Here is a 20,974-nt window from a genome sequence, read left to right as displayed (position 1 = left end):
TCTTTTCTCAACGCTCAACGCTCAGCGCTTAACACTCATTACACTATAATGTCGCCATGAACTCCAAAGAGATCTTCCTATGCGCCATCAACAATGTCCTCAGCGGCACCTGTAACGAGGATTGCAAATTCTGCACCCAGAGTGTGCGCTACAAGGCCGCCATCGATCGCTACACCTTCAAGGAGGAGGATCAAGTCCTCCAAGAAGCGAAAGAGGCTGCTGCCAACGGGGCCCTGGGCTACTGCCTGGTCACCGCCGGCAAGGGGCTCGATGACCGAAGCACCGAATACATCGCCCGTCTGGCCGACCGACTCAGCCGGGAGCTGCCCACCTTGCGGCTCATCGCCTGCAACGGCACCGCGACTTCCGAACAGCTCAGGCACCTCAAGGCCCACGGCATCTCGAGCTACAACCACAATCTCGAAACGAGCGAAGCCTACTACCCCGAGATATGCACCACCCACGGTTGGCAGGAGCGCTACGCCACCTGTGAAGCGGTCAAAAGTGCGGGGCTCTCTCTGTGCAGCGGCGGGATCTTCGGGATGGGTGAGAGCCAAGAGGACCGGGAGAGTCTCTTGCAAAGCATCCGAAGCCTCGATCCCGACTCGGTCCCCCTGAATTTCTACATCCCCAATCCGGCGCTACCGATCCCCGAGCGGACCATCGACCGGAAGGGCGGGCTGCGGGTGATCCGCCGTGCCCGGCAGCTTATGCCCGAGCTGCCTCTGCTGATGGTCGCCGGAGGACGGGAAGGGCTCTTCGGCGGAGCGGAGGGGGCAATGTTCGACGCCGGAGCCAACGCCATCGTCATCGGCAACTACCTTACCACCCCGGGCGAAGCCCCCGACCGGGACCGGCAAATGATCCGATCTCTGGGCTATCGGGTGGCTACGGAGTGTCATGGCTCCTGATATTCTCCTCCTGCTGGCCCTTTCGGTCCTGATCTGGATCTCCCCCTTCATCGCCAAAGCCCTTCGGATGCCCACCCCTCCCGTGGAGATCATCCTCGGGACCCTCCTGGCTTCGGCGGGACTGCTCTATGAAAACACCTATTTCCACCTTATCGCCGAAGTGGGCTTTCTCTATCTGATGTTCCTCGCCGGGATGGAGGTCAATCTCAAAGAGATCACCGGCAGCCCGCCCATCGTCATCAGGCAGGCGATCCTCTTCGTCGTGACTCTGGGGGTTTTGGCGGTCGCTACGGGGCTCCTCCTGAACTTCGCTCCCATCGTCACCGCCTCCCTGCCCCTGATCTCTATCGGGCTGCTCGCTTCACTGAGCAAAATCTACGGACGCAGCCAACCCTGGCTCAACCTCGCCATCATCGTCGGCGTCCTGGGAGAGATCGCCAGCATCGCCACACTGACCGTCCTGGATGCCGCCAGCACCGTGGGATTCGGCTGGGAACTTCTGCTCAAACTCTCCTATCTGCTCTTTTTCATCGCCGCGATCTATCTGGCCTATCGGTTTCTGCAGCTGCTTTTCTGGTGGTTCCCCGAACTCAAAAAGAAGCTTATGCCCAAAGAGGATACTTCCGATCAGGATATCCGCCTCTCGATGGCCCTCTTTTTCCTGATGATCTCGGTGATGATGATCCTTCATCTGGAGCTGGCCTTGGGCTCCTTCATCGCCGGGGTCGCCATCAGCGCCTTTTTCCATCACGAAAAGAGCCTGGAGGAGAAGATGTCCAGCCTCGGCTTCGGCTTTCTGGTGCCGATCTTTTTCATCCACGTGGGCGTCTCCTTCGACCTGGCCTCCATTCTCCTGCCGGGGGTCTTGAGCGGCGCCCTGCTCATTACCGGCCTGATGATCCTATTGCGCATCCTGGCGGCCTATCATCTGCGCCGGCTTTACGGCCCCCTCAACGCTTTGGGGGTCGCCTTTGCCCTTTCCATGCCCCTGACCCTGCTCATCGCGGTCGCCACCATCGGATTCAACAGCGGCAGCATCGACCGGATCACTTACGATCAGCTGATCCTGGCCAGCCTCTTTGAAGTGATCATCGCTATGTCCGCCGTCAAAATACTCAGCAAATATCGCGAAAAGAAAAAACAGGAAGCGTGGAAAAGAGAACGGAGCGGAGGCGTCACTCCCCCGTGATCTGGAGCAGTTCGAAATACTGTTTCTGAAGCTTTTGGTTCTCACTCTGAAGCCGATGCTTCTGCTGCAAAAGCTCCGCCTTCTCCCGGTAGAGCCCGTTGAGGACATCCAGGGAATTCTCACCGAAGAGCAACACCCCCACATAGAAGCCGAAGAGAAAGATCCCCACAATAATCAGCACCAGGCTGCGGATCGAAAAGCCGAACCATTCGGCCCGCTCCTTCTTCGGGGCGTTTACGGAAGCCATCGGGCTCAGAAGAGCTCTTCACCCAGGTATTCGAATTCGCCCAGCTCCTCTTCGATACGCAGCAGGCGGTTATATTTGGCGATCCGTTCGCTGCGGGCGGTGGAACCGGTCTTGATCTGTCCCGTGTTGAGGGCCACGGCGAAATCGGCGATGAAGGCATCTTCGCTCTCGCCGGAGCGGTGGCTCATAACGCAGCGGTAACCATGGCGCTGGGCCAGACGCACGGTCAGCATAGTTTCGCTGACGGTTCCGATCTGGTTGGGTTTGATGAGGATGGCGTTGGCGATGCCCCGCTTGATCCCTTCGGCCAGGATGTTGGCGTTGGTGACGAAAAGATCGTCGCCGACCAGCTGCACCTTGTCGGCTAGGCGCTCGGTGAGTTCCTTCCATCCTTCCCAGTCATCCTCGCTCAGACCATCCTCGATCGAGACGATGGGGTATTTCGCCAGCAGCGCTTCGTAATAGTCGATCATTTCGCTGCTGCTGAGTTCTCGGTTCTCGGATTTGAGCACATATTTGCCGTTTTCGCCCACCAGTTCGCTGGAGGCGACATCCAGGGCGATGGCGACCTCTTCACCCGGCTTGTAGCCGGCCTGTTCGATCGCCTGCATGATCACTTGGATGGGCTCTTCGTTGTTTTTCAGGTTGGGTGCGAAGCCTCCCTCATCCCCCAGAGAGGTGCTGTGCCCCATCTCGTGAAGGATCTTTTTGAGGGTGTGGTAAATTTCGCTGCTGGCTCTGAGGGCTTCGGAGAACTCTTCGAAGCCTTTGGGAACGATCATATACTCCTGGAAATCCACATCGTTGTCGGCATGCTCTCCACCGTTGATGATGTTGAGCATCGGCACGGGCATGACCACGGCGTTGGCCCCGCCCAGATAGCGGTAGAGGGGCACTTTGAGGGATTCGGCAGCGGCGCGCGCCACGGCCATGGAGACCCCCAACACGGCGTTGGCACCGAGATTGGAGTAGTTTTCCGTCCCGTCGAGCTCTTTCATTACCAGATCCACTTCGGCCTGGTTGAAAGGGCTCATTCCCACCAGAGCTTCGGCGATCTCGTTATTGACATGTTCACAAGCGATGAGCACCCCTTTGCCCAGATAACGCTTGGGATCGCCGTCTCTGAGCTCCAGCGCTTCTCTTTTTCCGGTACTCGCCCCGCTGGGGACGATGGCATCGGCGACGGTGCCGTCGCTCAGGCGGACCGTGGCACGGACGGTGGGATTGCCCCGGCTGTCGAGTACCTCATCGGCGGTGATATCTTCGATAAAGACCATAAAACTTCCTTTCTCGCTAGCAAAATTGGGATGATCTATTTTATCGCATCTAACGTGAAGCGTGGATAAAGTTTTTCGAAAGGGTGCAATGCGGAAAGGAAGGAAAAAGCAGGCGCAGCAACGGAAAAGTTCTCCCGGGAAAAGCGGAGAGGGTCCGGAGATCACTCCTCGGTGGAGGCGATCTCCTTCTCATCCATAGCCAGCCCTTCGCCGAAGCCCAGGGCCTCTTTGATCTTATGCTCGATCTCGGCACGCAGCTCGGGATTCTCTTTGAGGGTCTGCTTGGCGTTTTCTTTGCCCTGGCCGAGCTTCTGGGCTCCATAGCTGAACCAGGCTCCCGATTTGTCGATGATGTCCAGCTTGACGCCGTAGTCGATCAGCTCGCCCTCCTGGCTGATCCCCTCGCCGAACATAATGTCGAACTCCGCCTGGCGGAAGGGAGGGGCCACTTTGTTTTTGACCACCTTGGCCTTGACCCGGTTTCCGATCTGGCTCTCGCCTTGCTTGAGGGTAGCGATCCGGCGCACATCGATACGCACCGAAGCGTAGAACTTCAGCGCGTTTCCTCCCGTGGTCGTCTCGGGCGATCCGTAGCCCATGGTCCCGATCTTCATCCGGATCTGGTTGATGAAGATGACGGTGGTGTTCATCTTGTGGAGGATCCCGGTGAGTTTCCGCAGCGCCTGGCTCATCAGCCGCGCCTGGAGCCCCACGTGGGTATCTCCCATATCCCCTTCGATCTCGCTTTTCGGGGTCAGCGCCGCCACCGAGTCGATCACCACCAGATCGACCGCCCCGCTGCGGGCGATCGTCTCCAGGATATCCAGCGCCTGCTCTCCAAAGTCGGGCTGGCTCACCAGGAGGTTGTCGATATCCACACCCAGATTCTTGGCATAGAGTACATCCAGGGCATGCTCCGCGTCGATGAAGGCGCAAACCTTCCCTTCTTTTTGGGCCGAGGCGATGGTCTGCAGCGCCAGAGTGGTCTTACCCGAAGATTCGGGTCCGTAGATCTCCACGATCCGCCCCTGGGGCACCCCGCCGATCCCCAGGGCCATATCCAGGCCCAGTGAACCGGTACTGATCGCCGCGATCGGTTCGATCTCCTTGTCCCCGAGACGCATCAGGGTCCCTTTGCCGAAGGTCTTGTCGATCTGTTTGATCGCCATATCCAATGCTTTTTGTTTCTGAGGATCGATTGCCATACTCTTGTCCTTTTCTCTAAAAATCTCTCTTTGAATTATCGTGATTCTACCACCATCTCCCTGCGGATGGAATGAAAATGTCACAATGACATTTTTGGATAAAATATCCCAACTCAAGACACGGAGCCTCCATGACCGTCCAACTCGCCCACTCTCCCGATGCCGACGATATCTTTATGTATTACGCCATCCGTTTCGGCTGGGTCGATACCCTCGATTACCGATTCGAGAATGTCGGCCTCGATATCGAAACCCTCAACGAAGAGGCCCTCAAAGGGACCTACGACGTCAGCGCCATCAGCTTCGGGCTCTATCCTCTGATCCGCGCGGACTATGCCCTTTTGCGCACGGCAGTCAGTTTCGGTGAAGGCTACGGCCCCAAGCTCATCAAGCTCAAGGGCAAGCGGCTGAGGAGAAACTTTAAAGTAGCCCTCTCCGGACGCTACACCACCAACGCCATGCTGGTGCGGATCTTCTATCCCGAAGCGCGGCCGGTCTATATGAACTTCCTCGAAATCGAAGAGGCGGTCCTGGAGGGCAAAGTCGACGCCGGGGTACTGATCCACGAATCGATCCTCGATTTCGACCCCCGCCTGGAGGTGGCCAAAGAGGTTTGGGATATTTGGCAGGAGCTCGCAGGTGAAGAGCTGCCCCTGCCCCTGGGGGGAATGGCCCTGCGCCGCAGCCTCCCTCTCAACCGGGCCATCGAGATCGAAAAGATTCTCACCGAGGGGGTGTTGGTGGCCAACCGGCGCAAAGAGGAGCTCTGCCGCCTCCTCGAAGAGAAGAACCTGGTGCGCATCTCCGACGAGCTGCTGGAGCGCTACCTCAATATGTACGCCTCCGAAGAGAGCGCCGAACTCTCGCCCCTGCAGCTTCGTGCCCTCGACCGCCTCTTCGAAATCGGCCACGAGCACGGCCTCTACGACTGCCCCATCAAGGCCGAGGAGTACCTCATCCCCAGAGAGTACACAGAGGACCGAAATCTTTGAGAAGCACCGGCAATGTTCGTTAAATCCATCGACTTCTCCCGCTACTCCAGCATCAAGATCGGCCCGGCAGCAGAGGTATTGATGCTCGAAAAGGGAGAGGCCGTTCCCGCGGGGCGCTTCCTCGTCGGGGGCGCTAATAACCTGCTCATCTCCCCTACCCCGCCGCCCCTGATGATGCTCTCGAAAGATTTCGACTACTGCCGCATCGAGGAGGATTTTCTGGAGATCGGAGCCGCCACCCCCACCGGAAAGATCCTCAGCTTCGCCAAAAAGCACGACCTTGCCGGTTTCGAATTCGTCGCCAAGCTCCCCGGGACCCTGGGAGGGATGTTGGCGATGAATGCGGGGGTGAAAGAGTATGAGATCTTCCCTCTTCTCGATTCCGTGGAGATCGAAGGGCGCTGGATCCCCGCCGGGAAGATCGAGCACGGCTACCGCTACGCCAAACTCCCCGGCATCGCCACCGCCGCCCGTTTCCCTCTGCGGCAGGGTTACGACGAAACTCTACGCCGCTCCCTGCTCCGGCTTCGGGAGAATCAGCCCAAAGAGCCCAGCGCCGGCAGCGCCTTCAAAAACCCCCCGGGAGACTACGCCGGACGGCTTATCGAAGCGGTGGGTTTAAAGGGTTATCGACAGGGAGATATGGCTTGGAGCGAAATACACGCCAACTTTCTGGTCAATCTCGGTGGAGGGACTTTCGACGAAGCGACGGAGCTTATAAATCTGGCCAAGGAGCGGGTACGGGAGCGCTTCGGCATCGAGTTGGAAGAGGAGATAAAAATTCTTGACATTTCGGTCATTGGTCAATAGTCATTGGTCATTGGGAGGATTCAGTCGCAAGCACGGACCTCCGGCCCTCAAGTCCCAAGAATTTCGTGTTCTGTGCTATTGCCAAATTAGCCTTTTCCTCATTCAAAAATTCTCCATTCACCATTCTCAATCACTCGGTTCCTCACTCCTCATTCCTAATTCCTCATTCCCTAGTGGGTGTGCCTTCATATACTCCCGAAGCTTCCGGCTGCTCCCCAGCTGGGTGTAGATCTGGGTCGTCGCCATACTGGCATGCCCCAGCAGTTCGCTCACATCGCTGATCCGTGCTCCGTGATCGAGCAGATGAGTGGCAAAGGAATGGCGCAGCTGGTGGGGGGTGGCTTTGATCCCTCGGGAGCGGAAGAGTTTCTGGACCCGGTAACGTATCTGCGCCGCAGAGAGGGGGGCTTTCCCCTTCTCAAAGAGATAGACCCCCGCCGGATGAAGTGCTAGATAGTGATCCAGCATTTGAAGGACCGCTTGCGGGAGGGGCAATTGACGGGTCTTGCCCCCTTTGCCGTGGATCCGGATCCACTCCCGGTCGATCTGTTCCCTGCGAAGCCCCGCCAATTCCGAGATCCGCAGCCCCATCCCGTAGAGCAGCCCCAAAATGAGCCGTTCTGTCGGATCGGCAGCCTCCAGCACTTCACGGATATAGCGCTCTTCGATCGGTTTGGGAAGGGTCCGGGGGACTTTGACCGATTCATCGCCCTCCAGTAGGATCGATAGATTGCGCTGATCCTGAAGATAACGCACAAAAGATCGGACGGCACTGAGTTTTTTGGCGACGGTTCTTGGAGTGTTGGAAGCGATACGACGGCGCAGGGGCATAATATCCAGGATGAGCTGCTTCCCTTCCCGCTTCAAACGGTGGTACTGAAGCATTTGACGCAGGGGGAGTTCGTAGGTAGCTACCGTCCTCTCGCTGTAACCCCGGATACGAAAGAGGTAATCAAGAAAGTCGTCGACATACTCTTCCATAAGACGCTCCAGGAATCATCTATTAAGTGAAAAGACAAAAAAGTGCGGCAGAAGTTAACGTTACTTAAAAGATCGTCTTTTAGAAAGTAAAAGCCGAAGGCTCCCTCCATCCAAAATCCATCATCCAAAATCCAAAATCATTTACAAAGTTCTCCCTCGAGGGAACGGCGCATAGCCCGGGTGATCCGCACCGGCAGAATCTTCCCCAAAAGCTCTTCGCTCCCCTCCACGCTCACCAGCCGCCCGTCGGCGCTACGCCCGGCGACCCGGTTGCCCGGCCTCAGCTCTTCGAAATAGACTTCGTGAATACGCCCCTCCTGGGCCGCCATGATCTCGTCGGTGATCTCATCCTGCCGAGACTGGAGCCGCTTGAGCCGTTCGGCGGCCACCGTTTCGGGGATCTGGTCCTCATATTCGGCGGCGGCGGTCATAGGACGGGGAGAGTAGCGGAAGCTGAACATTTGATCGAAACGAACCTTCTCCACCACCTCCATCGTCTCGGCGAAATCCTCTTCGCTCTCTCCGGGAAAGCCCACGATGATGTCGGTGGAGATCGCCACCCCCGGCACCATCGCCCGGATCCGCTCACAGCGGTCGAGGAACCACTCCTTGGAATAGCCCCGCTTCATCCGCTTGAGCAGGCGGGTCGAACCGCTCTGCAGGGGGACGTGGATCTGGGGGCAGATCTTGGGGTTGGAGGCGAACTCTTCGAGGAAAGCGTCGTCCATATGGAGCGGATGGGGGGATTGGAAACGGATCCGCTCCAGCCCCTCGACGGCACTCACCCGCTTCAACAGCTCGGTGAAATTCCGTACCTCATCCTCTCCCGCGCTGAAACGCCGGCCGTAGTTGTTAACATTCTGGCCCAGGAGGATCACCTCTTTGGCCCCGGCCTGCACCGCCTTCTTTACTTCCTGAAGGATCAGGGAACTGGGGATGGAAATCTCGTCCCCACGGGTAGCGGGGACGATGCAGAAGGTGCACTTCTTGTCGCAGCCGATGGAGATGTTGACCATCGCTTTGAAGGGGTTGCTGCGGTACTCCCCGAAGGGGTAGGTGCTCTCGTCGTAGTCGGTGGAGACCTCTACGGCGTGCTTCTCGTTCAGGACCTTGGTGATTTTGGAGACGTTGCGGGCCCCGAGGACGAAATCCACATAAGGAGCCCGGCGGATGATCTCTTCACCCAGGTGGCTCGCCGTGCAACCGGCAACTCCGATCTTGGCTCCCTCTTTGCGCTGCTTTCGAAAACGGCCGATCTCCGAAAAGAGCTTGGCGACGGGCTTTTCGCGCACCGAACAGGTGTTGATGATGATCAGATCCGCCTCTTCCAGATTCTCGGTCAGATCATAATCCTCTTTCCGGGAGAGCTCCGCGATCATATGCTCGGTATCCCGGACGTTCATCGCACAGCCCAGGGTTTCGATATAGAGTTTTTTGCTCATTGGGGGAACGTTCACTGCTGAACGATGTGGACCTCGTAGATATACTCGTCCTCGTTGAGGCCGTATTTGACCTCCCGCATATAGACGTTGTATCCCTCCTCCTCGAAATGCTCGATCAGCGCTTTGAGATCTTTGTGGGAATTGTCCCGGTCGAAATAGAAAATCGATTTTTGCGGCAGCATCTCTTCGATTTTGCTCAATTCAACACTTTTCGGCTTGGCTTTGAGTGTCGTTCGTGCCAGTTTCAGTTTCATTGCGATCCCTTTCCCGCCGCATGCGGGGAGTTTTAAGTATTTATTTTGATTATACTTAATTTTGCGTAAAGCAACGGTTAAGACAGGATGGCATTCTTCAAAAAAGTTGGATATAATAACAATCTTCAAAGAATGAAAAACCTGCACGATCCGCAACTCTCAGCCGTCAATTTACCGATAGTCTCGTCAGTGCCGGAAGCAGAAGAATGACAGTAACAAAGGAAAAAAACCATGCAAAAGATTCTCTCCATTATCGAATCGATGGCCCACGAGAAGAACCTCTCGGTCGAAAGCGCCCTCGAAGCCTTCAAAGAGGCCCTGATCAACACCGCCAAACGCCTCGAAGGTGAAGAGGGTGAATATGAGGTCGAGATCGACCACGATACCCAGAGCTACCATATTTACAAAGTCCTCACCGTCGTCAACAACGACGATCCCCGCGCCCAGGAAGAGCCCGAAAAATATATCACCGTCGACGAGGCCAAAAGCTACGACGAAGAGATCGAACCCGGGGACAAGATCCGCAGCGAAATCCACCTGGAGGAGTACGGCCGGACCGCGGCGGCCAACCTCTTCCAGGAGCTGGAGTACCATATCCAGCGCCGGATCGAACAGGACCTCTTCGATAAATACAAAGCGAAGGTAGGCTCCATCATCATCGGGACCGTCAGCCGGGTCGACGATGCCGGCAACACCTACGTCGAGATCGGCGAACTCAAGGGGATCCTCTCCCAGCGCAACCGGATCAAGGGAGAGAGCTTCAAGACCGGAGATACCCTCAAAGCCCTCCTGCGCTTCGTCTCCATCGACCCCAAATACGGGATGCACCTGGAGCTCACCCGCACCGCTCCCAAATTCCTCGAAGAGCTGATGAAGCGGGAAGTCCCCGAGATCCAGGACGGGGCTGTAGAGATCATCTCCTCCGCACGGATCCCCGGTGAGCGGGCCAAGGTAGCGCTCAAAAGCGACCGCCCCGACATCGACCCCATCGGAGCAGCCGTAGGCCAACGGGGGGTTCGGATCAACGCCGTGAGCGAAGAGCTCTGCGGGGAAAACATCGACTGCATCGAGTACTCTCCCATCCCCGAGATTTATGTCACCCGCGCCCTCTCCCCCGCCATCGTCCAAAACGTGCGCATCGAGAACAACAACACCGCCGAGCAGAAGGCGATCGTCGACATCACCAGCGATCAGAAGGCCAAGGCGATCGGCAAAAGCGGGATCAATATCCGCCTCGCGTCTATGCTGACCAAGTACCAGATCGAGCTCAACGAGGTCGAAGGGATCGTCGAGCGGGCCCCCTCCGGCACCGAAGAGAAGACCAAGGACCTCTCGGCCCTGGAAAACCTCTTCAAATAGGCCCCCAGGCCCACCCTTGCCGATGAACGAAGCGACCCTCCTCAAAACCCTCCGCCTCCGCCGGGATACCTTCGAAGCCCTCGCGGCAATCGCCGAGGAGCAGAATCGGAACTTCGATTCCCTCTGCCAGGAAGCCCTGGATGCCTGGCTCCAGGCCTACACCGAAGCGCAGCTGCGCAAAGAGATGGAGGAGGAAGCCCAGGAGAGCACCCTGGGATACGATGAATTCTGGGACGGAGTGGAGCTGGATTGAGCCGCTTTCAGCGACGACGGTGGGGGTCGATAGCCAGCAGGACCAGATCAGCGATCATATTCCCCAGCAGGGTCAAAAAAGCCCCCACGACCAAAATCCCCATAATCACCGGATAATCCCTCGCCAGAGCGCTCTGATAAAAGAGCATCCCCATTCCGTCGATGGAGAAGATCTGCTCCAGGATGACACTCCCTCCCAACAGCCCCGGCAGCGAAAGCCCCAGGATCGTCACGATGAAGGGCATCAGATTGGGGTAAATGTAGCGGCGGACGATGATCCGATCCTCCAGGCCCCTCGCCCGGGCGAAAAAGATATAGTCGCTCTTGAGGATCTCCCGGGTCAGAGAGCGGATATAGAGCATCAACGAACCGAATCCCGTAAAGACGATCACCCCCACGGGTAAGACCAAGTGCCAGGCGATATCGAGCCAACGCTCCAGACCTTTTTTCGGCTCCAACCCTTCCAGCCCCGCCATAGGAAACCATCCCAGCTTGAGCCCGAAAATCAGGATCAGCAGCAGGGCCAGATAAAAGGAAGGGGTCGCATAGCTGAGCAACGCCAACTGCTTCATCCCCTTTTCATAATTGCCCCCTTTGAGCGCGGCACGAATTCCGTAGCGAAAGGCCAGGGCGAAAATGAAGAGCATCGCCGCCAGGTTGATCCCCAGCGTGATCCAGACCCTTGCTTTGATCTCGTCGATGACCCGGTTGCCGCTGGCGAAGGAGACCCCGAAGTCGAGATGGAGCATCGACCTCATCCAATCGAGATACTGGGTCAGCAGAGGTTTGTCCAGGCCGTAGACCGCCTTGAGATGGGCGATCGCTTCAGGGGTCATATTGGGGTTGAGTCCTCCGGCGGCGAAGAAGCTGTTGGGCGCCATATGGATCGCCCCGAAGGTGATCAGAGAGATCAGCCAGAGCATCCCCGCAAGGTAGAGGAGTTTTTTGAAAAAAAGAAGGAGAAACTTGCGGCTCATACCTGGGGCGGAGCCACGGGGATCATCAGGGCGTGAAACTTCTCGGGATCAAGGGAAGCGCTCCCGACCAGGACACCGTCTACATCAGGGATCTCGGCGATCCGGGCGATATTGGTGGGATTGACACTGCCGCCGTAGAGGATGGGGCGTTTGATCCGGCGGCGCAGCTCGGCGTGGGTCGCGGCGATCGCTTCCGGCTCGGCCGCCTGGCCCGTCCCGATAGCCCAGACCGGTTCATAGGCGACGATAAGCCGCTCATAGTCGATGTCGATATCGTCGAACTGTTCCCAGAGATATTCGGCCACCGCCTCGAAGCCCTGTTCCCGAACCTCTAGGGGCTCGCCCACGCAGTAGATGATCTGAAAACCGTGCTCCCGGTAAAAGGCGAACTTTTTGGCGATGAACTCCTGGTCCTCCCCCAGGATCTGCCGCCGCTCGCTGTGGCCGATCAGCACCGTATCAATCTCAAACTCATGCAGCTGACTCAGCCCGATCTCTCCGGTGTAGGCCCCCTCTTCGGCGGGATAGGCGTTCTGCGCGCCCACGGTGATCCACTCCCGGGAAGGCTGCAGGGCCGTCGCCGGAGGGAAAACCATCACTTTGAAGGGGTACTCCGCCCGCTCCAATAGAGCCTCCAGACGATCCAGATACTCTGTGGTACTTTGACGGGTATGGTGCATTTTGAAATTGGCTGCGAAAATCATTTTTTCTCCTTTAGGATTGCAGAGCGACGATACCGGGGAGCTCCTCCCCTTCGATGAGCTTCAGACTCGCTCCTCCTCCGGTGCTCACGAAGGTCATCTCGTCCACATCTCCGGCACGCGCCGCCACATCGGCGGTATCCCCTCCGCCGACGATGGTCGTGGCGTGGCTCTCGGCGATGTAGTGGGACATTTTGATGGACCCTTTGGCGAAGCGCTCCATCTCATAGACCCCCATCGGCCCGTTCCACATAATGGTGTGGGCATCGTTGAGCGCTTCCCGGAAGAGCCGGGTGCTTGCCGGCCCGATATCCAATCCCATCCACTCCGCCGGGATCTCCTGAGTCGGAAGGTATTTGACCGTAGCGGTTTCACTCATCTCCGGCGCCACGACCACATCGACGGGGAGGTAGAACTTCACACCGTTCTTCTTGGCCTTGTACATAATGGTCCGCGCTTCGTCTATCAGATCCTCCTCTACCAGGGATTTACCCACTTCATACCCCTGAGCCTTGAGGAAAGTAAAAGCCATCCCTCCGCCGACGACAAGTTTGTCGACTTTGCTGATGAGGCGGTTGAGGGCTTCGAGCTTTCCGGAGACCTTGCTTCCCCCGACCACGGCGACGAAGGGGCGGGAGGGGTTCTCCAGGACCTTGGCGAAGAAGTTGACCTCCTTGGCCAGGAGGAAGCCGGCCGCCTTGTGCTCTTTGTCGTAGAGAGAGGCGATGGCGTGGATCGACGCGTGTTTGCGGTGACAGGCTCCAAAGGCGTCGTTGACATAGAACTCCCCAAACTCCGAGAGCTTTTTGGCGAACTCGATGTCATCCTTCGTTTCACCGGGATCGAAGCGGAGGTTCTCCAGCAGCAGCACATCGCCCCCTTCCATTTGCCCAAAAAGCTCTTTGGCCCGGGGCGTGATGACCGCTCCGGCTTTGGAGTCGTCGAAATAGAGATGGTTTTTGATCTTCAAAAGAGCGTCGAGGCGCTTGTAGACAGGGAAGAGGGAAAAGCGCTCTTCGAATTTTCCGGGTTCCGGACGTTCGAAGTGGGACCCCAGGACCACCTTGCAATCCCGGTCCAGACAGTAGCGGATCGTCGGGAGCGCCGCGCGGATCCTCCGGTCGTCGGTAATGTTGCCGAACTCGTCGATGGGTACATTGAAATCACAACGAATAAAAACGGTGGATCCGTCGATCTCCAGGTCCTTGATGGTCTTGAGCATCGCCCCTCCCTCCTATAATGTTCAATTATGGTAAACTTCGGATTATTTTACTCTATCAGAGGTTATCTCTTGATTAACGGACCCCAAGAGGCGGCCCTCTTCGGGGGGAGCTTCGATCCCCCTCATCTCGGGCATCGCAAGATCATCGAAGACCTGATCTATGAGTTGAAAATCCCTCAGGTCATCGTCGTCCCCGCCTGGCTCAATCCCTTCAAGGAACATTCCCACGCCAGCCCTGAGCAGCGCCTGGAGTGGTGCCGACAGGTCTTCGATCTGCCGGGGGTCGTCGTCAGCGATTTCGAGATCCGACAGGGACGCCCCGTCTACACCGTCGAGACCTGGACCGCTCTGAAACGATCCTACCCTCTGAAGTATCTGGTGATCGGCAGCGACAATCTGCCGACACTCCGGGAGTGGAAAGATTTCGAAACCCTCGACAAAGAGGCGGTCTGGATCGTCGCCACCCGCGCGGGGAACACCCCCGATCTCTCCTTCCTCCGCCGGGCGATCCTCCTGCCGGTCGAAGTCCCGGTCAGCTCGACCCGGATCCGCCGGGGAGAGGGGCTGGAGTATGTAGACCCCAGGATCCGGGAAGAAGTGATCCAAACCTATCAACTCAAAAAGGAAAGAATGTGACCCTACAGGAACGTGTCGATCGTATCGTCAATCTACTTGACAGTAAAAAAGCGGAAGAGATCGAAGTTTTCGATCTGGGAAATGTGGATTATATCGCCAAGCAGGTGATCCTTGCCAACTCCCTGGGGGGCAAGCACACCCAGGCCCTCTTCGACAATATGAAAGAAGAGCTCAAGCCCCAGGGAGAGACCTTTTACGGCTCCGACGAGAGTGACGAATGGATCGTCGCCGACCTGGGGGAGATCATCGTCCATATCATGACCCCCAACTACCGCCAGCGCTACAGCCTCGAAGAGTTCCTCGACGAGCTCAAGAGCGGGAAACTGGGGGGCAAATAATCAAACCTTGGCCTAACGAAGGTCGAAACGATCCAGCTCCATTACTTTTTGCCACGCTTTGGCAAAATCTCGCACAAATTTACGGCCGTTGTCCCTCTGAGCGTAAAATTCCGACTGGGCACGTAGTTGTGAATTGGAGCCGAAGACCAGATCGACGCGGCTTGCGCGCCATCTGATCTCTTCGCTGCCCCGCTCCCGTCCTTCGAAGTGCTGTGCCTTCTCATCGATCGGCGTCCATTCGATGCCCATATCGAGCAGGTTGACGAAGAAGTCATTGCTTAGTACGCCGGGTCGGTCCGTCAGGATCCCCGTGTTCTCTTCGCCGTGACTGACTCCCAACGCACGCAAACCACCCACGAGTACCGTCATTTCGGGCACACTGAGAGTGAGCAACTGCGCTTTGTCGATCAGAAGCTCTTCGGTAGGCAGTTCACATCCACTGCGTATATAATTGCGGAAACCGTCGGCGACGGGTTCGAGATATCCGAAGGACTCCACATCGGTCTGTTCCTGCGTCGCGTCCCCTCGTCCGGGCGTAAATCCGACGGCAAGTTCCACGCCGCCAGCTCGGGCCGCCTCTTCTACGGCCGCCGTGCCACCAAGCACGATCATATCCGCCATCGAGATCGCTTTTTCGCCATGCTGCGCTTCATTGAATCGGTCAACAATCTCTTGCAGGACCTCCAACACCCGGCCCATTCTTTCAGGCTCGTTGACTTCCCACTGACTTTGTGGAAGCAGACGGATTCTCGCCCCGTTGGCACCTCCTCGCTTGTCCGAATTCCGATAGGTCGACGCCGAAGCCCAGGCCGTCGAAATCAGTTCGGAGATCCTCAGGCCCGAAGCAAGAATTTCGTTCTTGAGTTTCGCAATATCCGCATTGTCCACCAGCGCACATTTCGGCTTTGGAATGGGATCCTGCCAAATCAGATCCTCTTCGGGTACTTCCGGGCCCAGATAGCGGCTTTTTGGCCCCATATCCCGATGGATCAGCTTGAACCAGGCCCGGGCAAAGGCATCAGCGAAGGCTTTGGGATCTTCGTAGAAGCGTCTTGCAATCGGTCCATAGTCGGGATCCATCCGTAGGGCCAGATCGGTCGTCAGCATAATCGGTTTGTGCCGTTTGGCAGGGTCATGGGCATCGGGTACAAGCTCGACCGTGGCGGGATCGGTAGGCACCCACTGCCAGGCCCCTGCCGGGCTCTTCTCCAGATTCCAGTCGTAGGAGAAGAGCATCTCGAAAAAGCTGTTGTCCCATTGGGTAGGCGTCGGCGTCCAAGCCCCTTCCAGGCCGCTGGTGATCGTATCGGCCCCCTTTCCGCTCCGGTAACTGTTCTTCCATCCCAGCCCCTGCTCCTGCAGCGAAGCGGCTTCGGGTTCGGGTCCCAGATACTTTTCGGGATCGGCAGCGCCGTGGTTTTTGCCGAAGGTATGCCCACCGGCGATCAAGGCGACCGTCTCTTCGTCGTTCATCCCCATCCGCTTGAAGCTCTCCCGTATATCTTTGGCTGCTTCAAGGACGTTGGGTTCTCCGTTTGGTCCCTCGGGATTGACGTAGATGAGCCCCATCTGCACCGCTGCCAGAGGGTTTTCGAGCTTTCGTCCCTCTTTATGGCGTTCATCCCCCAACCATTGGGACTCAGGACCCCAGTAGATATCCTCTTCGGGTTCCCAGATATCCTCACGTCCGCCGCCGAAACCGAAGGTCTTGAATCCCATCGACTCCATCGCCACATTGCCTGCCAGCAGCATCAGATCGGCCCAGGAGATGGCGTTGCCGTATTTCTCTTTGATCGGCCAGAGTAGACGGCGTGCTTTGTCGAGATTGACATTGTCAGGCCAACTGTCGAGGGGTGCGAAGCGCTGGTTCCCCGTCGCACCGCCACCGCGCCCATCCATCACACGATAGGTTCCCGCGCTGTGCCACGCCATACGGATAAAAAGGGGACCGTAGTGCCCATAGTCAGCTGGCCACCACTTCTGGGAATCACGCATCAGTGTTTTGAGATCCTCTTTGAGGGCATCATAGTCCAGGGCATTGAACGCTTTGGCATAGTTGAAATCCTCGTCGATTGGTTTCAATGCCGGAGGGTTTTGCTGCAATATTTTCAGGTTGAGCTGATTGGGCCACCATTTGCGTATCATATTACCGCCCAGGGTAGTGTGCCTGAAATCTTCAGCCTCCACGGGGCATTGTTTTTCACGATTCATTTTTTCTCCTTTATCTCTTCTCGATTCTGGCTCCGGGAGAATCCCAGAGCCTTGTAATTATGAGCGCTTCTTGTGGCAGAACCACTAATCGAAGCACTCGAACTCTCCACCCTTCTTGCGACGTTCTGCCTCCTAGATATCGGTGGCAGGCGGGATAATCACTTCATCACCGATCCACTCATTTTCAGACCATCCTGCCGGGATCGCACCCGATCGCTCAGCCCGCGGTGATGTCGGGGCAACGCTTCTTGAAATACTCTTTGTCCGCCTTGCAGAGGGGGCATTGTGCGGGCGGGCGCTTGCCCCGATGCACGTGGCCGCAGACTTCGCAGATCCACTCTTCGTTCTTCTCACTGTCGAAGAAACCTTCCGCTTCCAGGGCCGCCTTGAGCTCCAGGTACTCCTTTTCGTGCTCCACTTCTACCTTGCCGATGGCCCGGAAAAGCCTTGCGATGGCTTCCAGCCCCTCCTCTTTGGCGATGGCGGCGAAGTTGGGATACATCTCTTCGTGCTCGTAGCGCTCCCCGTCTGCGGCATACTGGAGATTCTTCCGGGTCGTATCCAGCTCCACATCGTTCACCAGACGGTTGTAGGCTTTGAACTCCGCCATAGCATGGTACTTCTCATTGTCCGCCGCCTCCTGGAAGAAACGGGCGATCCGGTGGAGCCCCTCCTGCATCGCCACTTCGGCGAAAAACTCATATTTGTTCCGCGCCTGGGACTCTCCGGCGAAAGCTTTCATCAGATTGACCGCCGTCAGATTCTTGGTGGTACACTCCATCTCCTGCCCGCAGCAGACCAGTGTACCGCCGCCTACCTGCTGTACCTCGACCTCATTGCCGCATACCTCACATTTGTAACTCTCATACTGTCTCATTTTGTTTGGTTCCTTTTCTGTTTTTTGTATAAAGTGGGGCCGTCCCCACCTCAGGCCAATGTTCCCCGGATCTCTCGGACGAATTCGGTGATATCGTCATGGAGCGCCTGGAGATCCTCTTCATGCTCGACCTCATCGGCCAGAATCCGGCTGACGATGTCGTAGGTGACGATATCTTTCCCACGTGTCAATTCCGCCAGCTCGGAGTAGGTGCTGATGGCGCACTGCTCTCCCTTGATGGCATCCTCCAGGATCGCCACCACATCGAAATTACTCGGCTCTTCGTAGCCGCAGTTGGTATGAGTGAACCACTCTTTGGGATTGAGCAGCGGTGTCCCGCCTAATTGCAGTATTCTCTGCGCCACCATATCGGCGTGGCGGAGCTCATCGGCAGCGTGTTGCTGCAATTCGGCCACCGCCGCATCCTTCATAATCCCTTTGACCACCTTCTCTTCGATGTAATACTGATAATAGGCCAACCACTCATCGGCATAGGCTCTGTTGAGCAGCTCGATCACCGTATTGACTTCGATCCCCTTGATAATGGAATTTCCTCTGCGTGCCATTTTTTCTCCTTTTTCTTTATTGGATAAATTTTATCCATAAAGAATTATATGCTAAATACTCTTAAAGGAAAATTATTTTCCATAAAAATTTTCTTATAGTTCTGATAAGAGGGGATCTGTCGGAAATCTGATATCCGGATGAAAAGTGAAGAAAGAATTAAAGAGGTAGTGAGGCGGAGAGCCTCAGGATTCGTAGCGTGACCCTTCAAAGAAATTGAGCCCCACAAAGACCAGCAGGGTAAGCGCCGGCAGCCAATAGGCCCACCAGAGATAGCGTCCCTTGAGCAGATAGAAGATCAGAGCGAACCATCCTATGGCGATCAAAGTGAGGTGGGTGAGGTAGAGGGGGATCACCGTGCGCATCGTCATCCCCAGAATCGCCCAGCCGATGAGGAGCAGGAAGCTCCCCAGGGCGATGAGGCTTTTGCGCCAATCCCTGCGGAAGTAGTATTCCAGAGCGACGGCGCCGAGGGTCAAGAGGATCAGGAGATAGAGCCGGCCCATCAGAGGCGCTCCAGCACCTTGATCCCCAGGATCTCCAGGGCCAGCTTGAGGGTATCGGCCGTACTTTTGGCCAACTGCAGGCGGCTTTGGCGCAGCTCTTCGGGTACATCGCTGCGCAGGATCGGGTTGTTCTCGTAGAATTTCATAAAGAGGGTCGCCAGGTCGTAGAGGTAGCCCGTGATGTAATGGGGCATCGCCTCTCGGGCGGCGGCGCGGAGCACATCCTCCAACTGGAGCAATTTGAGCGCCAGACGCCTTTCCAGCTCGTCACCCAGCTGCACTTTCCCTTCGATCGTGCCGTCGTATTTGCGGAAGATGGAGCGGATCCGCGCATAGGCATATTGCTGATAGAGAGAAGTGTTGCCTTCCAGGGAGAGCATCCGGTCCCAGTCGAAGATGTAGTTGGATTCCCGATTGATGGAGAGGTCGGAGTATTTGACCGCCCCGATTCCTACGATCTCGGCGATCTTCTCCAGCTCCTCCTCGTCGTAGGCTTCCCGCTGGGTAATGGCCCCTTTGGCCCGCTCCACCGCTTCGTCGAGAAGGTCGATGAGCTTGACGGTCCCCCCGTCGCGGGTCTTGAAAGGCCGTCCGCTTTTATCCAGCATCATCCCGAAGGAGACGTGCTCGAGCCGCACATCTTCGGGGGCGTAGCCCGCCATCCGTGCCACGGCAAATACCTGTTTGAAGTGCCCCGCCTGGCGGGCATCGACGACATAGCTGATCCGCTTGGCCCCCAGTTCTTTGACCCGGAAACGGATCGCCGCCAGGTCGGTCGTGGCATAGAGGAAACCGCCGTCGCTTTTTTGGATAATCAGCGGGTTCTCCTCATCGTCGGTAAAGACCACCTTAGCCCCCCGGCTCTCTTTGAGCAGCCCTTTGGCCTGGAGGTCCTCCACGATCTTTTGGAGATCGTCGTTGTAACTGCTCTCGGCTTTGACATCTTCCCGGGTCAGGCGGACGTGGAGCTTGGAGTAGACCTCTTCGCAGTGGCCCAGGGATTTGTCGATGAAGTTCTCCCAGAGATGGAGGCACTTGACATCCCCTCCCTGGAGCTTGACCACATACTCCCGGGACTTGTCAGCGAAGGCCGCATCCTCATCGAAGCGCTTCTTGGCCGCTTTGTAAAACTCCTCCAGATCGTGGAGGCTCCCCTCGGCCCCCTCTCCCAGCTCTTCGAGGTAGGCGATGAGCATCCCGAACTGGGTCCCCCAGTCGCCGATATGGTTCTGGCGGATCACCTCATCGCCCAGAAAGGCGAAAAGATTGGCCAGGGAGTCGCCGATAATGGTCGAGCGCAGGTGCCCCACGTGCATCTGCTTGGCCATATTGGGGCTGGAGTAGTCCACCACCACCCGTTTGGGCTCACTCTGCCGCCCGACCCCCAGACGCTCGTCCCGCGCCGCCTCTTCCAGGCGCGCGGCAAGCCATTTGGGGCTAAGCGTCAGGTTGATGAAGCCCGGCCCGGCGATCTCTGCTTTGCTCAGGATCGGGTTCTCGGGGAGCGCTTCCACGATCTCCTGGGCGATCTGGCGGGGGTTTTTGCCCAGCTTCTTGGCCAGGGGCATGGCGCCGTTGAACTGATAGTCGCCGAATTCGGGCTTGCCCGCTTCGTTGACCTGCACCGTTTCGACGGGGATCTCTGCCTTGGCGCAGGCGTCGTGAATCAATTGGTTGAGTTGTGCTTTGATCTGCATTGTGAATCCGTTGTCGGGGATATTTGAATCGTGTGGCCCGCAGGCCGGAGGAAGGGGTCGACGCCCCGGTTCTTAAGCTTTTTGGCTCTCTTTGACTTCGGAGGCTTCACTCTGTGTGCCTGAAGCGCTCGCCTCTTTGTTCTCGATCTCTTTGGCCGGGGCTGACGCCTCTTCGTCCTCTTTGACCGCCTGTTTGAAATCTTTGATCCCTTTTCCCAGCCCTTTGGCCAGTTCGGGGATTTTCTTGCCGCCGAAGAGGAGTACGATGACTCCGACGACCAGGAGAAGTTCCCATCCGCTAGGCATACCCATGTTTTCTTCCTTTC

At 57.1% G+C, this 20,974-nt stretch carries 23 protein-coding genes; 8 read left to right on the top strand and 15 right to left on the bottom strand.

Annotated elements, in window-relative coordinates; genetic code table 11:
* Positions 1-56: 56 nt before the first annotated feature.
* Positions 57-911, top strand: coding sequence for a biotin synthase (locus NITSA_RS01050; RefSeq protein ID WP_013553170.1), 855 nt, complete (start codon positions 57-59; stop codon positions 909-911).
* Positions 901-2,100 (top strand): cation:proton antiporter, encoded by a 1,200-nt coding sequence (locus tag NITSA_RS01045; RefSeq protein ID WP_013553169.1) that lies wholly within the window; start codon positions 901-903, stop codon positions 2,098-2,100. The genes NITSA_RS01050 and NITSA_RS01045 overlap by 11 nt, the downstream gene beginning before the upstream one ends.
* On the opposite strand, the gene NITSA_RS01040 is transcribed toward NITSA_RS01045, so the two are convergent.
* The 3 genes from NITSA_RS01040 to recA all read right to left on the bottom strand — a co-directional run bounded on the left by NITSA_RS01040 (position 2,087) and on the right by recA (position 4,829).
* Positions 2,087-2,347 carry a hypothetical protein gene (locus tag NITSA_RS01040; RefSeq protein WP_013553168.1) on the bottom strand — a complete coding sequence of 87 codons (261 nt, stop codon included), beginning with the start codon at positions 2,345-2,347 and terminating at the stop codon, positions 2,087-2,089. The two genes, NITSA_RS01045 and NITSA_RS01040, sit on opposite strands and share 14 nt — an antisense overlap.
* A gap of 5 nt (positions 2,348-2,352) precedes the next feature.
* Entirely contained in the window at positions 2,353-3,624 is a 1,272-nt protein-coding gene (gene eno, locus NITSA_RS01035) for a phosphopyruvate hydratase (protein WP_013553167.1), read from the bottom strand.
* Positions 3,625-3,785: 161 nt separating this feature from the next.
* Positions 3,786-4,829, bottom strand: a complete 1,044-nt coding sequence (gene recA / locus NITSA_RS01030; RefSeq protein WP_013553166.1) for a recombinase RecA — start codon at positions 4,827-4,829, stop codon at positions 3,786-3,788.
* A gap of 131 nt (positions 4,830-4,960) precedes the next feature.
* Between recA and NITSA_RS01025 the strand changes: the two genes are divergently transcribed.
* Both NITSA_RS01025 and NITSA_RS01020 read left to right on the top strand, forming a co-directional pair.
* The gene (locus tag NITSA_RS01025; protein ID WP_013553165.1) at positions 4,961-5,821 is read left to right on the top strand and encodes a menaquinone biosynthesis family protein; all 861 of its coding nucleotides are present in this window, start codon (positions 4,961-4,963) and stop codon (positions 5,819-5,821) included.
* A 12-nt stretch (positions 5,822-5,833) separates the two neighbouring features.
* Entirely contained in the window at positions 5,834-6,631 is a 798-nt protein-coding gene (locus tag NITSA_RS01020) for a UDP-N-acetylmuramate dehydrogenase (RefSeq protein ID WP_013553164.1), read from the top strand.
* 126 nt (positions 6,632-6,757) lie between these two features.
* Here NITSA_RS01020 and NITSA_RS01015 read toward each other — a convergent pair whose 3' ends face one another.
* The 3 genes from NITSA_RS01015 to NITSA_RS01005 all read right to left on the bottom strand — a co-directional run bounded on the left by NITSA_RS01015 (position 6,758) and on the right by NITSA_RS01005 (position 9,308).
* A complete protein-coding gene (locus NITSA_RS01015; protein ID WP_013553163.1) occupies positions 6,758-7,612 on the bottom strand; it encodes a tyrosine-type recombinase/integrase in 855 nt (284 codons plus the stop codon).
* Positions 7,613-7,749: 137 nt separating this feature from the next.
* The gene (gene miaB, locus NITSA_RS01010) at positions 7,750-9,054 is read right to left on the bottom strand and encodes a tRNA (N6-isopentenyl adenosine(37)-C2)-methylthiotransferase MiaB (protein WP_013553162.1); all 1,305 of its coding nucleotides are present in this window, start codon (positions 9,052-9,054) and stop codon (positions 7,750-7,752) included.
* 11 nt (positions 9,055-9,065) lie between these two features.
* Positions 9,066-9,308: an HP0268 family nuclease gene (locus NITSA_RS01005; protein ID WP_013553161.1), complete on the bottom strand. Its 243-nt coding sequence runs from the start codon at positions 9,306-9,308 to the stop codon at positions 9,066-9,068.
* 231 nt (positions 9,309-9,539) lie between these two features.
* On the opposite strand from NITSA_RS01005, the gene nusA reads away from it, so the two are divergent.
* Positions 9,540-10,667, top strand: coding sequence for a transcription termination factor NusA (nusA, locus tag NITSA_RS01000; protein ID WP_013553160.1), 1,128 nt, complete (start codon positions 9,540-9,542; stop codon positions 10,665-10,667).
* A gap of 22 nt (positions 10,668-10,689) precedes the next feature.
* A complete protein-coding gene (locus NITSA_RS00995) occupies positions 10,690-10,920 on the top strand; it encodes a hypothetical protein (RefSeq protein ID WP_013553159.1) in 231 nt (76 codons plus the stop codon).
* Between the two features lie 7 nt (positions 10,921-10,927).
* On the opposite strand, the gene NITSA_RS00990 is transcribed toward NITSA_RS00995, so the two are convergent.
* From NITSA_RS00990 to NITSA_RS00980, 3 genes are read right to left on the bottom strand one after another with little or no spacing between them, the layout of a single operon-like run.
* Complete coding sequence (locus NITSA_RS00990; protein ID WP_013553158.1) at positions 10,928-11,896, bottom strand: ABC transporter permease; 969 nt, start codon at positions 11,894-11,896, stop codon at positions 10,928-10,930.
* A complete protein-coding gene (locus tag NITSA_RS00985; protein ID WP_013553157.1) occupies positions 11,893-12,600 on the bottom strand; it encodes a triose-phosphate isomerase in 708 nt (235 codons plus the stop codon). The genes NITSA_RS00990 and NITSA_RS00985 overlap by 4 nt, the downstream gene beginning before the upstream one ends.
* A 10-nt stretch (positions 12,601-12,610) precedes the next feature.
* A complete protein-coding gene (locus NITSA_RS00980) occupies positions 12,611-13,819 on the bottom strand; it encodes a phosphoglycerate kinase (protein WP_013553156.1) in 1,209 nt (402 codons plus the stop codon).
* A 69-nt stretch (positions 13,820-13,888) separates the two neighbouring features.
* Here NITSA_RS00980 and nadD point away from each other — a divergent pair, with 69 nt between their 5' ends.
* Both nadD and rsfS read left to right on the top strand, forming a co-directional pair.
* On the top strand, positions 13,889-14,455 hold the full coding sequence (gene nadD / locus NITSA_RS00975; RefSeq protein ID WP_013553155.1) for a nicotinate (nicotinamide) nucleotide adenylyltransferase: 567 nt from the start codon (positions 13,889-13,891) through the stop codon (positions 14,453-14,455).
* Positions 14,452-14,793, top strand: a complete 342-nt coding sequence (rsfS, locus tag NITSA_RS00970) for a ribosome silencing factor (protein ID WP_013553154.1) — start codon at positions 14,452-14,454, stop codon at positions 14,791-14,793. Before nadD ends, rsfS begins: the two co-directional genes overlap by 4 nt.
* A gap of 12 nt (positions 14,794-14,805) precedes the next feature.
* On the opposite strand, the gene katG is transcribed toward rsfS, so the two are convergent.
* The 6 genes from katG to NITSA_RS00940 all read right to left on the bottom strand — a co-directional run bounded on the left by katG (position 14,806) and on the right by NITSA_RS00940 (position 20,960).
* Positions 14,806-17,004, bottom strand: coding sequence for a catalase/peroxidase HPI (gene katG, locus NITSA_RS00965; protein ID WP_013553153.1), 2,199 nt, complete (start codon positions 17,002-17,004; stop codon positions 14,806-14,808).
* 217 nt (positions 17,005-17,221) lie between these two features.
* Positions 17,222-17,881, bottom strand: coding sequence for a ferritin family protein (locus NITSA_RS00960; RefSeq protein WP_013553152.1), 660 nt, complete (start codon positions 17,879-17,881; stop codon positions 17,222-17,224).
* Positions 17,882-17,931: 50 nt separating this feature from the next.
* Positions 17,932-18,447: a ferritin-like domain-containing protein gene (locus NITSA_RS00955; protein ID WP_013553151.1), complete on the bottom strand. Its 516-nt coding sequence runs from the start codon at positions 18,445-18,447 to the stop codon at positions 17,932-17,934.
* Between the two features lie 183 nt (positions 18,448-18,630).
* Positions 18,631-18,951 carry a hypothetical protein gene (locus NITSA_RS00950; protein ID WP_013553150.1) on the bottom strand — a complete coding sequence of 107 codons (321 nt, stop codon included), beginning with the start codon at positions 18,949-18,951 and terminating at the stop codon, positions 18,631-18,633.
* On the bottom strand, positions 18,951-20,648 hold the full coding sequence (gene argS, locus NITSA_RS00945; RefSeq protein ID WP_013553149.1) for an arginine--tRNA ligase: 1,698 nt from the start codon (positions 20,646-20,648) through the stop codon (positions 18,951-18,953). Before argS ends, NITSA_RS00950 begins: the two co-directional genes overlap by 1 nt.
* Positions 20,649-20,720: 72 nt before the next feature.
* On the bottom strand, positions 20,721-20,960 hold the full coding sequence (locus NITSA_RS00940) for a twin-arginine translocase TatA/TatE family subunit (RefSeq protein WP_013553148.1): 240 nt from the start codon (positions 20,958-20,960) through the stop codon (positions 20,721-20,723).
* Positions 20,961-20,974 lie beyond the last annotated feature (14 nt).

Source organism: Nitratifractor salsuginis DSM 16511 (assembly GCF_000186245.1).
GTDB lineage: Bacteria > Campylobacterota > Campylobacteria > Campylobacterales > Sulfurovaceae > Nitratifractor > Nitratifractor salsuginis.
The sequence above is the reverse complement of the archived record's forward strand: the minus strand, read 5'-3'. Positions and strand labels throughout refer to the sequence as shown.

Coding starts and splice junctions, on each gene's coding strand:
- NITSA_RS01050 (WP_013553170.1), top strand. CDS start 57: ATGAACTCCAAAGAGATCTTCCTATGCGCCATCAACAATGTCCTCAGC.
- NITSA_RS01045 (WP_013553169.1), top strand. CDS start 901: ATGGCTCCTGATATTCTCCTCCTGCTGGCCCTTTCGGTCCTGATCTGG.
- NITSA_RS01040 (WP_013553168.1), bottom strand. CDS start 2,347: ATGGCTTCCGTAAACGCCCCGAAGAAGGAGCGGGCCGAATGGTTCGGC.
- eno (WP_013553167.1), bottom strand. CDS start 3,624: ATGGTCTTTATCGAAGATATCACCGCCGATGAGGTACTCGACAGCCGG.
- recA (WP_013553166.1), bottom strand. CDS start 4,829: ATGGCAATCGATCCTCAGAAACAAAAAGCATTGGATATGGCGATCAAA.
- NITSA_RS01025 (WP_013553165.1), top strand. CDS start 4,961: ATGACCGTCCAACTCGCCCACTCTCCCGATGCCGACGATATCTTTATG.
- NITSA_RS01020 (WP_013553164.1), top strand. CDS start 5,834: ATGTTCGTTAAATCCATCGACTTCTCCCGCTACTCCAGCATCAAGATC.
- NITSA_RS01015 (WP_013553163.1), bottom strand. CDS start 7,612: ATGGAAGAGTATGTCGACGACTTTCTTGATTACCTCTTTCGTATCCGG.
- miaB (WP_013553162.1), bottom strand. CDS start 9,054: ATGAGCAAAAAACTCTATATCGAAACCCTGGGCTGTGCGATGAACGTC.
- NITSA_RS01005 (WP_013553161.1), bottom strand. CDS start 9,308: ATGAAACTGAAACTGGCACGAACGACACTCAAAGCCAAGCCGAAAAGT.
- nusA (WP_013553160.1), top strand. CDS start 9,540: ATGCAAAAGATTCTCTCCATTATCGAATCGATGGCCCACGAGAAGAAC.
- NITSA_RS00995 (WP_013553159.1), top strand. CDS start 10,690: ATGAACGAAGCGACCCTCCTCAAAACCCTCCGCCTCCGCCGGGATACC.
- NITSA_RS00990 (WP_013553158.1), bottom strand. CDS start 11,896: ATGAGCCGCAAGTTTCTCCTTCTTTTTTTCAAAAAACTCCTCTACCTT.
- NITSA_RS00985 (WP_013553157.1), bottom strand. CDS start 12,600: ATGATTTTCGCAGCCAATTTCAAAATGCACCATACCCGTCAAAGTACC.
- NITSA_RS00980 (WP_013553156.1), bottom strand. CDS start 13,819: ATGCTCAAGACCATCAAGGACCTGGAGATCGACGGATCCACCGTTTTT.
- katG (WP_013553153.1), bottom strand. CDS start 17,004: ATGAATCGTGAAAAACAATGCCCCGTGGAGGCTGAAGATTTCAGGCAC.
- NITSA_RS00960 (WP_013553152.1), bottom strand. CDS start 17,881: ATGAGACAGTATGAGAGTTACAAATGTGAGGTATGCGGCAATGAGGTC.
- NITSA_RS00955 (WP_013553151.1), bottom strand. CDS start 18,447: ATGGCACGCAGAGGAAATTCCATTATCAAGGGGATCGAAGTCAATACG.
- NITSA_RS00950 (WP_013553150.1), bottom strand. CDS start 18,951: ATGGGCCGGCTCTATCTCCTGATCCTCTTGACCCTCGGCGCCGTCGCT.
- argS (WP_013553149.1), bottom strand. CDS start 20,648: ATGCAGATCAAAGCACAACTCAACCAATTGATTCACGACGCCTGCGCC.
- NITSA_RS00940 (WP_013553148.1), bottom strand. CDS start 20,960: ATGGGTATGCCTAGCGGATGGGAACTTCTCCTGGTCGTCGGAGTCATC.